The sequence below is a fragment of the Janthinobacterium sp. 1L-D-8-B-C4 genome (genome assembly GCF_057291295.1).
Genome location: NZ_JBXAVX010000007.1, coordinates 144,023 through 157,602 on the forward strand (window position 1 = coordinate 144,023; position 13,580 = coordinate 157,602).

Sequence of the window (13,580 nt, forward strand, 5' to 3'; positions counted from 1 at the left end):
TTCCGAAAGCCCGTTTGAATCCTATGAATCATTTCGCTTCCCGCACCCTGATCGGCCTGCTGGCCGCCACCGCCAGCCTGGCCTGCGCCGCCGACGCCGTGCCGCGCACCTATGACATTCCCGCCGGCCCGCTGAACGCGGTGATCGCCCGCTTCTCGGTGGAGTCCGGCGTGTACGTGGCCGCCGACGGCGCCCTCACCGGCAACAAGAGCAGCACCGGCGTGCAGGCGACCCTGTCGCCGCAGGACGCCCTGGCGCGCCTCTTGGCCGGCAGCGGACTGGAAGCGGTGCCGCAGGGCGCCGGGCGCTTCATCCTGCGCCAGGGCGCGGCGCCACAGGCGGCAGTGCGTCCCGGTGCGGCAGTGGCGGCCGCCGCGTTGCCCACCTTGCCGGCGGTGAGCATAAGCGGCATGCGCGAAACCGCGCTTGGCCATGTGGACGGCTATGTGGCCCGCCGCAGCGCCACCGCCACCAAGACCGACAGCCGCCTGATCGACAATCCGCAATCGGTTTCGGTGGTGACATCCGACGAACTGGCCGACCGCAAGGTGGAAACCCTGGACGAGGCGCTGCGCTACACGGCCGGCGTCACGCCCAACATGAAACCGTGGGCGGTCGATGAATTTTCGATGCTGCGTGGCTTCGAACTAGGCACGGCCGGCATCTTTCGCGACGGCCTGCTGACCTCGGGCCGGGCCTATGCCTCGCCGATCGAACCGTATGGCCTGGAGCGGCTGGAAGTGCTGCGTGGTCCGGCCTCGGTGTTGTACGGTCAGTCGCCGCCGGGCGGCATGATCAACGCGGTGTCGAAGCGGCCATCGGCCAGCGCGATGCGCGAGATGGGCGTCGAGTACGGCACCTACGACCGCAAGCAGATCAAGGCCGACCTGGGCGGCGTCATGGACGATCAGGGCGTCTGGACCTGGCGCGTAACGATGCTGGCGCGCGAATCGGGCACCCGGCTCGATCTCGACCGCGACGACCGCGTGTTCTTCGCCCCGGCCCTGACCTGGCAACCTGACGACAATACCCGCCTGACTCTGCTGGCCCACTACCAGCAGGACAACCAGGCCTACGCCTGGCCGAACCAGCTGCAAAACCCGGGCCTGCGCGGCCAGCCTGCGCCCAGTCTGAACATGGGCGGGCGCGACAACCGCTGGAAGCGCGAGAACTACGCCATCGGCTACGAGTTCGAGCACCGCTTCAACGACACCTGGAGCGTGCAGCAGAACGTGCGTTATACCAAACTCGATCGCGACGAGACCAACGTGTTCCCGCGCGTGCTGCAGCCCGATGGCACCATCACGCGCCTGTTCTACCCGCGCAGCTCGCACTGGCGCGGGCTGCAGGCCGACACCCGCGTGCAGGCGGCGTTTCGCACCGGCGCGCTGGCGCACAATGTGCTCGCCGGCGTGGACTACGCCGACAACAAGACCACCGACCGCTTCCCGTACGCGATCTCGCCCATGCCCAACCTGGACGTGTACCACCCGGTCTATGGCGAGCGCCAGGCGCCGGTAGCGTCGACCAATCCGCGCAACGAGCGCTACCCGCTCAAGCAGCTTGGCCTGTACCTGCAGGACCAGGTCAAGTGGGACCAGTTCGTGGTGACGGCAGGCCTGCGCCGCGACCGCGCCGAAAACTCGAACACCCAGGAGCTGCCGCTGGCCGGCACCTCGAAACAGACCTACGACCAGAGCGCCAGCAAGACCACCGGCCGCGTCGGCGCGGTGTACCTGATGCCCTCGGGCTGGGCGCCGTACGTAAGCTGGTCGACCTCGTTCTCGCCGGAGATCGGCCGCGACATCAACAACAATATGCTCAAGCCGTCGAGCGGCCGCCAGCTCGAAGCGGGCCTGCGCTACCAGCCCGACCAGGGCAATGTCAGCTACACGGCGTCGGTGTTCAACCTGCTGCGCAAGAACGTCACCACCGCCGCTTCGCAAGACCCGGACTCTCTGGTGCAGAGCGGCGAAGTGCGCTCGCGCGGACTGGAACTGGAGGCGCGCGCCGAGCTGGCGCGCAACCTGAGCGTGGTGGCGCAGTACACCTACCTCGATACCGAGATCACCGAGAGCAACAACGGCGACCGCGGCCTGCCGCAGCAGAGCGCGGTCAAGCACAGCGCCTCGGTCTGGACCCGGTACCAGCACAAACTGAACGAGCGCTGGCTGGCCAACGCCGGCCTGGGCCTGCGCTATTACGGCAAGGCGCGCTCGTCGCTCGACTACGGCAACGTCAATCTCTCGAATCCCTCGTTCGGCATGATGGACCTGGCGTTCGGGCTGGAACAAGCCTCGTGGCGCTATTCGCTCAACTTCAACAATGTGCTCGACAAGCAGGTGCTGCTCGATTGTGACGGCAAGTTTTGCTACCGTAACGCCGAGCGCACCGTCAACGTGAGCGCCAGCTACCGCTTCTGATGGAGAGCAAGGCGCCCGGCCTGCGCCAGCGCATGGCCGGCCTGCACGTGTGGGCCGGCGTGCTGGCCGGCTGGCTGCTGTACGCGATCTTCATCACCGGCGGCATCAGCTACTTTCGCGAAGAGCTGACCCAGTGGCTGCGCCCGGAACTGCCGGCGCGCCCGGCCGTGCTCGACCAGGCGGCGGCAGCGCAGCAGGCGCTGGCCACCCTGGCGCGCGAGGCGGCCGGCGCCGACCGCTGGCAGTTCGACCTGCCGGGGCCGCGCAACAACGTGATCGAGGCGTCGTGGGAGCACGGTGCTGACGGCGACCGCGAACGGGTCTTGCTGTCGCCCGTTGACGGCGCCGTGCTGCACCCGCGCGCCACCCATGGCGGCGAATTCTTCTATTACTTTCATTTTTCACTGCACTACCTGCCCGGCACGCTGGGGCGCTGGATCGTCGGGCTGTGCGCGATGATGGCGCTGGTGGTGCTGGTCAGCGGCGTGATCGTCCACCGGCGCATTTTCAGCGACTTTTTCACCTTCCGGCCCGGCAAAGGGCAGCGTTCGTGGCTCGACGCCCATAACGTCAGCTCGGTGCTGGGACTGCCGTTCTACCTGATGATTGTGTACACCGGGCTGGTCACGCTGATGCTGACCTACCTGCCGTGGGGCGCGCTGGCCGTCTTCGGCCAGCAGCAGGCCAGGCCCGCGATGGCGCAGGCGATGCAGGCGCGCTTCGACACGCCGGCGCGCAGCGGCGTGGCGGCGCCGCCGGCTGCCCTGGTGCCCTTGATGGCGCAGGCCGGCGCGCGCTGGGGCACGGGCAATATCGGCCGCGTGATCGTCACCCATCCTGGCGACGCGGCGTCGCGCGTGGCGATCGTGCGGGGCGATGGCGGACGCATCTCGGTCGCGCCGGCCTACCTGCTGTTCGATGGCGCGAACGGCTCGCTGCTGGCCGAGCGCGCGCACAGCAGCCCGGCCCTGACCACCTGGGGCACGGCTTACGGCCTGCACCTCGGGCGCTATGCCGATCCGGCCTTGCGCTGGCTGTATTTCTTCAGCAGCATGCTGGGCGCGGCCATGGTGGCCACCGGGCTGGTGCTGTGGACGGTCAAGCGCCGCACCCGGCCCGACGCGTCGCTGGCCTGGCTGCGTTTCACGCAGGCCGGCAATGCGGCCTGCGTGGCGGGACTCATCACGGCGGTGGCCGGCTTCCTGCTGGCCAACCGGCTGCTGCCGCCGGGGCTGGCCGAACGGGCGCAGTGGGAGGTGCACGGTTTCTTCCTGTGCTGGGCCGCCACCGCCGTGTACGCGGCCTGGCGCGGCGGCGCGGCGGCCTGGCGCGCGCTGTGGTGGCTGGCGGCGGCGCTGTGGTGCGCGCTGCCGGTGCTTGACGCCTGCCTGGCCGGCCTGCCGCAGCGCGCGCTGTTTATCGGTTTCGACAGCGCGTTCGCCGCCACCGGCCTGCTGTGCCTTTACCTGGGCTGTCGCATGCCGGTGGCCACACGCCAGTAGCGACTTGTCGCGTGCGTACGCTAGCGCCCACAGCCCGCAGCGCTTTTCACGTTACGATACGTGCACGCACCACCCCGGTGACGATGATCAAGCGACCCTGCCATGCCAACGACCACTGTTGCACCCGACGCTCCGTTTTTCATCGCCCTCAATGCCGGCTCCGGCCATGACGAGACCGAGGAGCGGCGTTCGACCATCGAGTCGGTGCTGGGCGCTGCCGGCCGGCAGTTTCACCTGACGATGATCGACCAGCCCGACACCATCGACGAAGTCGCCGCCACGCTCGCGCGTCAGGCACTGGACGCGGGCGGGGTGCTGGTGGCGGCCGGTGGCGATGGCACCATCAATGCCGTGGCGCGCCAGGCGATCAATCATGGCTGTGCCTTCGGCGTGCTGCCGCAGGGCACCTTCAATTATTTTGGCCGCACCCATGGCATCCCCGAAGACCTGAACGAGGCGGTGCACGCGCTGCTTGTGGCGCGTTTGCATCCGGTGCAGGTCGGCATAGTCAACGAGCGCGTGTTCCTGGTCAATGCCAGCATCGGCCTGTACCCGAAGATGCTGGAAGAGCGCGAAGTGGACAAGAAACAGTTTGGCCGCAGCCGTTTTGTCGCGGCGCTGTCGGCCCTGAAAACCATCCTCAGCCCGCATCGCCGCCTGCGCCTGGTATTGAATCTGGACGGCAAATTGCAGCGCATGCGTACCGCCACTTTTTTTGTCGGCAACAACCGCCTGCAGATGGAGCAGGTCGGTATTCCACCGCTCAGCGCCGCGCTGGAAGATGGTCACCTGGCCGCCGTGGCGCCGCGCACCAAAGGCAAGCTGGGCATGCTGTGGCTGATGCTGCATGGCGCGCTGGGCCAGTTGGGGCGGCTGGATCATGTCGACCAGCTGGCCACTTTCAGCTTCAAGCAGATGGAGGTGAAGGTGCGGACCCTGTCGCGGCGGCGCAAGATCAAGGTGGCGACCGATGGCGAGGTGAGCTACATGAGCAATCCGCTGGCGTTTCGCGTGATGGAAGAGCCGTTGCTGTTGTTGAAGCCCGATCCGGCGCCGGTGCCAGCGCCAGAGTCTGGTCCGCTGCCTGCCTACGGACCGGGGCTGGTCGATATTCGCTAGCGGCTCAAACACACTTCAATAATGGTGCCCATGTGCAATGCTGCTTGTACCATTCACCATAAAAGATCATCGCATACTGTTTCTCAGGCAATGGCGGCAAGTTCGCTATCCGAGCGTCCAGCAGCTTTCCCGTTTCAAGCTCGATCATTGCCATATCGAAAGCTGGCAAGCCGGGATCATGCGGAACTATTCTGTCGCGTTGCCAGTAGATGGCAAGATGGCGGCCATCGGGACTTTGCCCCATGACCGAGTAGTTGATGCCGCGAATTTCGGGCAGCATGAAAACATCGGCTGTTTTCGTATCGACTACGACATCCGCGTCGTAATACAGCCGGTCATCCGACAGACGCCGTTGGGCACCACGAACCTCGCCCACAAAACGCGATATCCACGCCGAACTGTCGCCACTGACGATAAACCAGCCGACATGGTTGTCCTTGAGGTCCGCCGTGACCAGCCACCCGGCGTTTTTGCCGAGCAAATCGAGCGCCTGGAATTCGTCGATATAGCCGGGCGTTTCCTGATTCCGATATTTCTTCTCGTACCGCAAGGCCACCGGCTTGTTCTGGTGTTTCAGGGTCTGGTAGGTCATCTTGTCCGTGCCGCCATCTTCCAAGCGATAGCGGCTGTATGTCGTGGTGCTGCGCCGGATGCCGCTCGCCATGCCTGCCCGCAAGGGAGGCAAGGCGACCGCCTGTGCGCAGGAGAGCTTGCTGCGGTCCTGTCGGGCGCGGGCCAGCTCTTCGCTGTCCGTGCCTGGTCGTATATCGCCGATCAGGCTGGCGCAGATAAAGTGGTCAGGGCGAAAATAGATTTCAACAATTTTACCGTCGGCCTGTTCCACTTTCACCGGCAAGGTCACGCGGTACCATGTGGCGCGGCCTTCGCCCGCGATCCATTCGAGCGTGATGGAACGTTCTTTTTTGAATGAACCCACGCTGCCAAAGACCCCTATTTTCTGATCCGCGATGCGATCCCTGGATACGGCATGATTGCCGCTGTTGCCCAGCGCGGTAGCCGAGATGACCGGCTTGCCTGAATAGTTGTAGATGGCGTAGGAGCCCTTTTCGTCCGGTGTGCAGGCGCTCAAACAGGCCACGGCGCACAGCAGCAGGCCTGCGGATCGCCGGCGAACCAGGTGCTTCTTGCCTGTGACAAGGCGGCGTAAAATCAGGTTCACTACACGGCCCTTTCAGATGGTCGGCTCAGGTGTTGGCAAGCGCATCGTGGCCTGTGTGCGAAAGTCCAGGGCCAACCCTAACACAACTTTTTACCATGCTGATTTTCAAATCCACTGGTCGTTTTCCACCGTGCGCTCATCCGCCGCGCCATCGCCCGTATTGACCACGCCGCGCGGCTCGATCAGCAGCATCCTGGTTTCGGCAACGGCGCCGGGCTTGTGTTCGACGCCTTTGGGCACCACCGCCATCTGGCCGGCTCCGAGCACAATGGCGTGATTGTCGGCGTAGCCGGGGCCGCGCAGGGCGATGCGCAGTTCTCCGTCGAGCACGATAAAGGTTTCATCGGTATCGGCATGGCGGTGCCACTGGAATTCGCCTTGCACTTTCACGACCTTGAACTGGTAGTCATTCATTTCGGCGACCACGCGCGGCTGCCAGTGGCCGTCGATCAGGTCGATCCTGGATGACAGATCGATGGACTGGCCCTGGCCGCGCGTGGTGGTGGTGATGGACATGCTGTGCTCCTTTCAGGTGGTGAAGCGCTCAGAGTACGCATGCGCCGGTTCGCCGTATTGAACGATCGTGGGCGTATTTACAGCTTTCTCGCGAAGCGCAGCCAACGCCCTGGCGTCAGCCCATACGCTTTCAGGAAGTGCCGGTTCATGTGGCTCTGGTCGGCAAAGCCGGCGGCTGTGGCGGCGTGGGCCAGCGTGCTGCCGGCCAGCAGCAGGCGGCGCACGGTATCGAGGCGGCGCATGGTCAGGTAGCGATAGGGACTGGTGCCATAAAACACGCGAAAGTCATGCGACAGGCTCCAGCGATCGCGCCCGGTGGCCGCTTCCAGTTCGGCCAAGGTGACGGCGCGCGTGCAGTGCGCCTGCAGATAGTCGCGTGTGCGCCGCGCCGCCAGGTAGTCGCCTTTCAGGCGCTGTGCTGGCGTGCCGGAAACTAGTGCCAGCGCATGCGCCAGTTCGGCCAGCGCTTCGCTCTGTTCCAGCGGGTCGAGCAACACGCCTTCCTGCGGCAGCAACGCGGCGGTCGCCGTTGCCAGGCGCGGATCGGTCGAGATGCCGCCTTCAAGAAAGGGCAGGGAGCGGCCGCCGAGCACGTCCTGGAACAGCGCCGGCTCGATATACACCATGCGGTAGCGAAAGCCTTCGCCGGTGCCAGCCTGGCCATCGTGCGCCTCGTCCGGGTGCAGCACCATGGTGTTGCCCGGCAGGCTGTTGCGCAAGCTGCGGCGGTAGCTGAAGCGCTGCACGCCAGCCATCGTGCGGCCGATGGCGTAGGTGTCGTGGCGGTGCATGGCGTATGCCGTGCCGCTGAACCACGCTTCGATGCGTGTCATGCCTTCGATTGGTTCGGTGCACCTGACCCAGTCGTTTGGCATTTGCGGTGATGCTTGTTTCATGTGGATTGTCCAGGGTTGTCGTACAGGGCGGTCAATGCCATTTTTCGTTGACTGCACGGGCATAGGGGAGGTGCCTTGATCCGAGACGAAGACTGTACTCCTGGCGTGCGGGACTGTCCATGAAAGGCAGGCGTCTTGTAGCGGTGGGCAGGATGTCTGATGCGGACTTTTTTATGGGAACTTGCCGCGCCAGTTGCGCACAGGTCAGCAATATTACTTCAGGCAAGTCTTAGTTGCGCCCAAGTCGGTCGTGGTAACGGCGCGAAGGGCGCAAGGTATTGATAACGATAGGAGTCGACTCATTGCAGCTTTGAAAAGCGCGGCAGGTACTCTGGAGGAGATGCATTACATGTTATTTATTTGATGGAAATAACAAGTAAATAGCTGATTTTAAGATGCGGTTTTTGGGTCGGGAAAAGTCAAAAAAAATCGGTGGAAAAATAGAGTGCCAATAATTCGTTTATTTTCAATGGGTTATAATTGGTGTGTTCCCCGCGGATGCGGGGATGAACCGCGCACCAGCTGGAAATGGTCAAGCAACCTCAGGTGTTCCCCGCGGATGCGGGGATGAACCGCGGAAATGCGACGAGGGCGTACCGTTCGCAATGTGTTCCCCGCGGATGCGGGGATGAACCGGAATTCGAGCTGCGAGAAATGACCACGGCCGAGTGTTCCCCGCGGATGCGGGGATGAACCGCCTCGACACACGGCATGGAAACCAAGGGCTACGTGTTCCCCGCGGATGCGGGGATGAACCGCGCAAAGCGGCGTTCCGCATGGTGACGCCCTAGTGTTCCCCGCGGATGCGGGGATGAACCGACCTCCGGGTATCGCATATATGTGAAGGATGCGTGTTCCCCGCGAATGCGGGGATGAACCGACCAGATCAACCTCGCCGGGCGTCATGCCTCGGTGTTCCCCGCGGATGCGGGGATGAACCGCGGGTATTTTTTTGCCTGCGCTGAATGCTGCCGTGTTCCCCGCGTATGCGGGGATGAACCGCATCTTGACCCTATCCAGCTGTTCGAAGTAACGGTTACCCCGCGCATTTGGGGGCGAACCGATCCAGCGCCAGCGTGACGGCGTGTTTCATCGTATTCCCCGCGCATGCGGGGAGGAGCCGGTCTAATTCGAGCCACATTTATACTGGTCTTGGCTCCCTGCACACGCATGGAGAATATGCCTAACCGGCCGTCACGCCTGTCTATCTTCACTCCACATGCTTCAAAGTCGAATACGAGACTTTGAAACCGCAGCGACAAACCAGGCTAAGCATCTCCTGGGTGCGTGCGCCCACATACGCATGCCTCATCGCGGGTTAAGGTAAGCCCTCACGGCATGCCACTTCGCGCATGCCCCACCAGCAAAGGAGCTCACCATGGCAGCAAACCTACCAGACACCCCCCTCGACGCCAAACGCATCGCGGTATTGATGACGGACGGTTTTGAGCAGGTCGAATTCACGGGGCCGCGCGATTTCCTGCAGGAGCATGGCGCGGTGATCACGATTGTTTCACCGAAGGCCAAGGGCAAGCAGGTCGTCGGCATGCATCACAAGGATGAGGGCGATTCGTTTGATATCGATCTCACCGTAGCCGAAGCGCAGGCGCGCGATTATGATGCGCTGCTGCTGCCGGGCGGCGTGGCCAATCCGGATGAACTGCGGATCGACCCGGCGTCGGTGGCGTTCGTCAAGGAATTTGCCGATGCGGGCAAGCCGATTGCGGCGATCTGCCATGGTCCCTGGACGCTGATTGACGCGCAAGCCGTCAGCGGCAAGCAGATGACCAGCTGGCCAAGCTTGCAGGCGGATCTGCGCAACGCGGGTGCCGTGTGGCGCGACGAGGAAGTCGTGGTTGATGGTAATCTGGTCACCAGCCGCAAGCCGGACGATATCCCGGCTTTCAATGAGGCCTTCCTGACCGTGCTGACGCAAGCCAGGGCGTCATGACCAACTAGTTTCCGACTTTATCCAGGCAAGCGATTCCATGAGCATTTCTCCCGACATTGAGCGCCCGCGCATCGCAGCATCCCGCAGACTGTGGCCGGTGCTGGCCATTGCGGCGGGCGCCGTGCTGGCGTGTGCCATGGGCGCGCGGGCCTGGAGCCATTGGCTGGCACAGCCGCTGATGGTAAAAGCCTGCAGCACCGCGCGCGGCGAGCAGTCCGAGGTGCAGCTGGACGATGGCAGCCGGCTGTGGCTCGATGGCGCCACCCGGCTCGAAGTGCGCTATTACCCGACTCGCCGTGAAGTCACGCTGTTCGATGGGCAGGTCCTGTTTGCTGTTCAGGAGGACGACGATCGTCCTTTCCAGGTGCGGGCCGGGCCACTGCGCGCCACCGTGACTGGCGCGCGCTTTGCCGTGCGCCATGCGCCGGATGACGCGCGCCATGAACAGGTGCATGTCGCCGTCGAGCAGGGCAGGGTGCGGGTGGACAATGTGACGGCCAAGTCCGCCGACCATGCGGTGCAGCTGACGGCCGGCCAGCAGGTGTGGGGCACGGTGCACGGTGTGTCGGCCGTATCGCAGCTGGCTGGCGCTGACGTGGCGCCGTGGCGCTGGTGATACCCAATTGATGGCGCACTGCCTGGCCATGCGCCATCAGTTCCGGGGAGCCTGCCATGTCGATCCCTTGGGCTTGGCTGGCTCATACACAGTCCTCTACTGCGTAATGGTGCACGGCTTTTTCAGGGCCACCGTGGTACACCGGATCGCCCTGTTCGTCGCCTTGCAGGCCATTCGCCGACAGCCATACAGGTCCACTTTGTGCCGTCTTGACGATGCCGCTTGGCACGGGCGGATAACCGTCGCGCGCCAGCGGTAGCGCGTGGCCGGTGAATACTTTGCCGATCACGTTCATGGTGCCAGATCCTTGAGCCAGTCGCGCAGCATGGCCTGTCCCGCTTGCACCAGCTTCGGCCCATGCTGGCGCGTATCGGCGCGCAGCTGCGTCAGGTTCACGCCGGCCTGCCGCAGTTCCACCGTGTGGCCGACCAGCCATTCTTCCAGCATGGCCGGATCGAATTCCGCATGAAATTGCAGGGCCAGCGCATGACAGTCGATGCGAAACGCCTGGCAGGGCGTGTCCGGCGTCGACGCTTCGGCCACCAAGGCGGTGGCGGGCACGATATTGTCGCCATGCCAGTGCAGCACCGGCACGCCGTGCAGGTGTACCAAAGGCCCGGCATCGTGGGCGATGGACAATTGTGACCAGCCGATTTCCATGCCGCCGCCGGCCACCACCTGGCCGCCAGCGGCGACGGCCATCAGTTGCGCACCCAGGCAGATGCCCAGGGTAGGGCGTTTAGCCGCCAGGCGTAGCGCGATGCCGTCGATTTCGGCGGCCAGCCACGGATAGCTGGCCATGTCACCCACGCCGATCGGGCCGCCGACGATCACGATCAGGTCCGTGTCGCGCCATTCCTCGATGGTCAAGGGTATGGCGCCCGCATGGCGGTACGTGATGTCATAGCCGGCGCTGGCCAGCGGCTGGGCAAAGGCGCCCAGGTCTTCGAAGCGCACGTGGTACAGGGCGATGCATTTCATGCCGATTCCTTTGTAATAAGGCAGGCGCCATCGTCGCAGCCTGGCGTGATTGAACTTACCGGTGTTTCGGCCGCCAGCCGGGCGACCAGGGCGCCGGCCTGCATGTCGTCGACCATGCCGAACAGGCTGTGGCGCAGCACGCCGCTGCGGTCGAACAGCAGCAACGTTGGCGTGCCGCGCAACTGGTAGTTTGCCATGGTCAGCGGCACCGGTCCGGTTGGCGAGGGCTGGTCCACGCCGACCGGAAAATCGATCCGGTATTCATGCAGGAAGACCTGCAGCGCCGCCGGCGTCATCACCGCATGGTGCTCGAATACCGAGTGCAGGCCCAGTACTTCCACTTCGTCATGGCCAAAGGTCTGGCGCAAGCGCTTGGCCTGCGGCAGGCCGTGCGATACGCAGCCGGGGCACAGCATCTGGAAGGCGTACACCGCCACCACCTTGCCGCGCAGGGCGGCAAGGCTGACGGGACCCTTGGCGTTGAGCCAGGCCGCGACCTCGAATTCGGGCGCGGCGCTCATGTTGCTCAAGGTCCCGGCGCTCATTTGGCGCGCAGCTTGACTTGCGGGAAATCGAGCGGCACGTCGAACGCCACGTTCACATAATTGGTGAACAGGTTCAGCGCCACATGGGCCATGATTTCCATGATCTCGCCATCGCCAAAGCCGGCTTCGCGCAGCGCGTCGACATCGGCCGCCGTGATTTTGGCGCGCTGGCGCACCACCGTGACGGCAAAGTGCAATGCCGCCGCCGTCTTCGGATCATGCGACTGGCCGGACTGGGCGGCGCTCATCTCTTCGCTGGAAGCGCCGGCCTTGCGGCCCAGCGCCGTATGGGCCGCAAGGCAGTAGTGGCAGTCGTTCTGGTCGGCGATGGCCACGGCTATCTGTTCGCCCAGCTTGGCGCCCAAGGTGCCAGCGCCCAGGGCGCCGAACGCGCCCCACATGCTGGCCAGCGCGGCCGGCGAATTGGCGACGGCGCGGAACATGTTCGGCGTGGCGCCAAAGGCGGCGTGCACTTGCGCCAGCAAAGGTTGTGCGACAGCGGTGGCACTGTCTTGCGTGACGAGGTCGATACGGGACATGGTATTTCCTTTCAATGGGCCGTGAGAAAAATGAAAAGACTGGCCACTGGCCTTTTCAATAGGAGTCCTAAATATTATGCTTAAAAAAATTCAGGCGAATACTTCCCAGTTGCGTTGTTCGGTGGCCGCATCGGCCGGCTGGTGTTCGGCGCAATCGATGCGTAAAAAAGTGATCGGCAGCGGCGCCTTGACCAGTGCACAGTGATGCGGCGTGGTCTGGCCGGGAAACTTGTTCGCTTCAAAATAACGGCACGACAAACAGGCGCGCAGGGCGGGGAAACGCTCGCTCTTTTGCAATTGCGCGATCAGCTTGAACAGGCCCACCAGCAACTGGCCCTGCACCTGGGTTTCCAGCGCTGCGGCGGCGTCATCGGCAAAGCCCAGTGCCGACGCCATGCGCGTCACCAGCGCCTTGCCGTCGTCGGTCAGCCACAGGGCGCTGGCGCGGCCATCATCCGGCGCGCGCGCCTTGCGCACCAGGCCTTTATTGACCAGCGCGGTGACCGAATCGCTGGCGCTGGCGGCCGACACGGAAAGCTGCGCCGCCAGCCACGACAGGCGCACGCCTTCGGTACGGTCGCTGAGCAACTGCAATATCTCGGCCTGGGTGGGATTGAGATGCTCGGCCGTGGCAAACTCCCACATGCCGGCCCGCAACACGCTCGAGACGCGGCTGATCGCGGCGATAATGCGTGCCGAAATATCCGGGGTGCTGTCCCAAGGGGTTTCAGGTGTGATGTCCATGGACGAATAATAGCATGGTTTGAAAATAAGTAAAGAGTCCTAACTAAATTATGGTGTGCGGGCACAAAACGCCTGCGCGCTACAATATTGCCTTGTCATTCACCCTGACCGGAGCCGCACCCATGCCCGAAAAACTGCATCAGTACCTGACCTCGCTGCCTGACGACGATGGCGATACGCCGCCGGTGGTCGATCTCGATCTCTACTTTACCGGCAATGCCGACGAAGAATCGATCGCGCCCAACCAGTGGGGCTATGGCCGCCCGCCGATCGCCCAGCTGTATGCGATGTTTCGCGAGATCGCCGCCAGGCCGGAGGTGGAAAAAGTGCTGGTCGGCCTGCACCAGGACTGCTGCGACTACGACGCGGCGGAGGTGGCAGCAAAACGCTTTCCGCCGGCGGAAAATGTGCACATCTTTACTTCCGCCAGCCAAGAGGAAGTGGAAGGCTGGATAGCCGGCATGGAAGCCGATGGCGTGATTCCCGGCTGGCCGTATGGCAAACCGGGCAATGCACCGGAGCCATCAAATGGCTACACGGTGCTGTCCGTCTGCTGGGATTGAAGCCG

14 protein-coding genes and 1 CRISPR repeat array are annotated in these 13,580 nt (G+C 63.9%); of the genes, 6 read left to right on the plus strand and 8 right to left on the minus strand.

The window, feature by feature from the left end; genetic code table 11:
- The first annotated feature begins 23 nt into the window (after nucleotides 1–23).
- The 3 genes from AC0Z42_RS14280 to AC0Z42_RS14290 all read left to right on the plus strand — a co-directional run bounded on the left by AC0Z42_RS14280 (nucleotide 24) and on the right by AC0Z42_RS14290 (nucleotide 5,044).
- Complete coding sequence (locus tag AC0Z42_RS14280) at nucleotides 24–2,423, plus strand: TonB-dependent siderophore receptor (RefSeq protein ID WP_485468871.1); 2,400 nt, start codon at nucleotides 24–26, stop codon at nucleotides 2,421–2,423.
- Nucleotides 2,423–3,925: a PepSY-associated TM helix domain-containing protein gene (locus AC0Z42_RS14285; protein ID WP_485468872.1), complete on the plus strand. Its 1,503-nt coding sequence runs from the start codon at nucleotides 2,423–2,425 to the stop codon at nucleotides 3,923–3,925. Before AC0Z42_RS14280 ends, AC0Z42_RS14285 begins: the two co-directional genes overlap by 1 nt.
- Nucleotides 3,926–4,027: 102 nt before the next feature.
- Entirely contained in the window at nucleotides 4,028–5,044 is a 1,017-nt protein-coding gene (locus tag AC0Z42_RS14290) for a diacylglycerol/lipid kinase family protein (RefSeq protein ID WP_485468873.1), read from the plus strand.
- Between the two features lie 4 nt (nucleotides 5,045–5,048).
- Here AC0Z42_RS14290 and AC0Z42_RS14295 read toward each other — a convergent pair whose 3' ends face one another.
- From AC0Z42_RS14295 to AC0Z42_RS14305, 3 genes are all read right to left on the minus strand, one after another.
- On the minus strand, nucleotides 5,049–6,224 hold the full coding sequence (locus AC0Z42_RS14295) for a hypothetical protein (RefSeq protein WP_485468874.1): 1,176 nt from the start codon (nucleotides 6,222–6,224) through the stop codon (nucleotides 5,049–5,051).
- 105 nt (nucleotides 6,225–6,329) lie between these two features.
- Entirely contained in the window at nucleotides 6,330–6,740 is a 411-nt protein-coding gene (locus tag AC0Z42_RS14300; RefSeq protein WP_485468875.1) for a cupin domain-containing protein, read from the minus strand.
- 77 nt (nucleotides 6,741–6,817) lie between these two features.
- Nucleotides 6,818–7,636: an AraC family transcriptional regulator gene (locus AC0Z42_RS14305; RefSeq protein WP_485468876.1), complete on the minus strand. Its 819-nt coding sequence runs from the start codon at nucleotides 7,634–7,636 to the stop codon at nucleotides 6,818–6,820.
- A gap of 485 nt (nucleotides 7,637–8,121) precedes the next feature.
- Nucleotides 8,122–8,638: a CRISPR direct-repeat array (repeat unit 29 nt; unit sequence GTGTTCCCCGCGGATGCGGGGATGAACCG).
- A gap of 376 nt (nucleotides 8,639–9,014) precedes the next feature.
- Here AC0Z42_RS14305 and AC0Z42_RS14310 point away from each other — a divergent pair.
- Together AC0Z42_RS14310 and AC0Z42_RS14315 are read left to right on the plus strand one after the other, a co-directional pair.
- Nucleotides 9,015–9,587 (plus strand): type 1 glutamine amidotransferase domain-containing protein, encoded by a 573-nt coding sequence (locus tag AC0Z42_RS14310; protein ID WP_485468877.1) that lies wholly within the window; start codon nucleotides 9,015–9,017, stop codon nucleotides 9,585–9,587.
- Nucleotides 9,588–9,624: 37 nt separating this feature from the next.
- Nucleotides 9,625–10,203, plus strand: coding sequence for a FecR family protein (locus tag AC0Z42_RS14315; RefSeq protein ID WP_485468878.1), 579 nt, complete (start codon nucleotides 9,625–9,627; stop codon nucleotides 10,201–10,203).
- An 82-nt stretch (nucleotides 10,204–10,285) separates the two neighbouring features.
- Here the strand turns inward: AC0Z42_RS14315 and AC0Z42_RS14320 are convergent, their stop codons facing one another.
- The 5 genes from AC0Z42_RS14320 to AC0Z42_RS14340 form a co-directional block, all read right to left on the minus strand.
- The gene (locus AC0Z42_RS14320) at nucleotides 10,286–10,498 is read right to left on the minus strand and encodes a hypothetical protein (protein ID WP_485468879.1); all 213 of its coding nucleotides are present in this window, start codon (nucleotides 10,496–10,498) and stop codon (nucleotides 10,286–10,288) included.
- A complete protein-coding gene (locus AC0Z42_RS14325) occupies nucleotides 10,495–11,184 on the minus strand; it encodes a glutamine amidotransferase-related protein (RefSeq protein WP_485468880.1) in 690 nt (229 codons plus the stop codon). The genes AC0Z42_RS14320 and AC0Z42_RS14325 overlap by 4 nt, the downstream gene beginning before the upstream one ends.
- The gene (locus tag AC0Z42_RS14330; RefSeq protein ID WP_485469027.1) at nucleotides 11,181–11,705 is read right to left on the minus strand and encodes a peroxiredoxin family protein; all 525 of its coding nucleotides are present in this window, start codon (nucleotides 11,703–11,705) and stop codon (nucleotides 11,181–11,183) included. Before AC0Z42_RS14330 ends, AC0Z42_RS14325 begins: the two co-directional genes overlap by 4 nt.
- A gap of 20 nt (nucleotides 11,706–11,725) precedes the next feature.
- Nucleotides 11,726–12,268 carry a carboxymuconolactone decarboxylase family protein gene (locus tag AC0Z42_RS14335; protein WP_485468881.1) on the minus strand — a complete coding sequence of 181 codons (543 nt, stop codon included), beginning with the start codon at nucleotides 12,266–12,268 and terminating at the stop codon, nucleotides 11,726–11,728.
- Nucleotides 12,269–12,358: 90 nt separating this feature from the next.
- Nucleotides 12,359–13,012 carry a MarR family winged helix-turn-helix transcriptional regulator gene (locus AC0Z42_RS14340; protein WP_485468882.1) on the minus strand — a complete coding sequence of 218 codons (654 nt, stop codon included), beginning with the start codon at nucleotides 13,010–13,012 and terminating at the stop codon, nucleotides 12,359–12,361.
- A gap of 122 nt (nucleotides 13,013–13,134) precedes the next feature.
- On the opposite strand from AC0Z42_RS14340, the gene AC0Z42_RS14345 reads away from it, so the two are divergent.
- Nucleotides 13,135–13,575 (plus strand): hypothetical protein, encoded by a 441-nt coding sequence (locus AC0Z42_RS14345; RefSeq protein ID WP_485468883.1) that lies wholly within the window; start codon nucleotides 13,135–13,137, stop codon nucleotides 13,573–13,575.
- Nucleotides 13,576–13,580: the final 5 nt, after the last annotated feature.

Bases quoted from the DNA above. Each gene is read 5' to 3' on its own strand.
- AC0Z42_RS14315 (WP_485468878.1), top strand. From the start codon at position 9,625: ATGAGCATTTCTCCCGACATTGAGCGCCCGCGCATCGCAGCATCCCGC.
- AC0Z42_RS14340 (WP_485468882.1), bottom strand. From the start codon at position 13,012: ATGGACATCACACCTGAAACCCCTTGGGACAGCACCCCGGATATTTCG.
- AC0Z42_RS14345 (WP_485468883.1), top strand. From the start codon at position 13,135: ATGCCCGAAAAACTGCATCAGTACCTGACCTCGCTGCCTGACGACGAT.
- AC0Z42_RS14285 (WP_485468872.1), top strand. From the start codon at position 2,423: ATGGAGAGCAAGGCGCCCGGCCTGCGCCAGCGCATGGCCGGCCTGCAC.
- AC0Z42_RS14320 (WP_485468879.1), bottom strand. From the start codon at position 10,498: ATGAACGTGATCGGCAAAGTATTCACCGGCCACGCGCTACCGCTGGCG.
- AC0Z42_RS14335 (WP_485468881.1), bottom strand. From the start codon at position 12,268: ATGTCCCGTATCGACCTCGTCACGCAAGACAGTGCCACCGCTGTCGCA.
- AC0Z42_RS14325 (WP_485468880.1), bottom strand. From the start codon at position 11,184: ATGAAATGCATCGCCCTGTACCACGTGCGCTTCGAAGACCTGGGCGCC.
- AC0Z42_RS14290 (WP_485468873.1), top strand. From the start codon at position 4,028: ATGCCAACGACCACTGTTGCACCCGACGCTCCGTTTTTCATCGCCCTC.
- AC0Z42_RS14280 (WP_485468871.1), top strand. From the start codon at position 24: ATGAATCATTTCGCTTCCCGCACCCTGATCGGCCTGCTGGCCGCCACC.
- AC0Z42_RS14310 (WP_485468877.1), top strand. From the start codon at position 9,015: ATGGCAGCAAACCTACCAGACACCCCCCTCGACGCCAAACGCATCGCG.
- AC0Z42_RS14330 (WP_485469027.1), bottom strand. From the start codon at position 11,705: ATGAGCGCCGCGCCCGAATTCGAGGTCGCGGCCTGGCTCAACGCCAAG.
- AC0Z42_RS14305 (WP_485468876.1), bottom strand. From the start codon at position 7,636: ATGAAACAAGCATCACCGCAAATGCCAAACGACTGGGTCAGGTGCACC.
- AC0Z42_RS14300 (WP_485468875.1), bottom strand. From the start codon at position 6,740: ATGTCCATCACCACCACCACGCGCGGCCAGGGCCAGTCCATCGATCTG.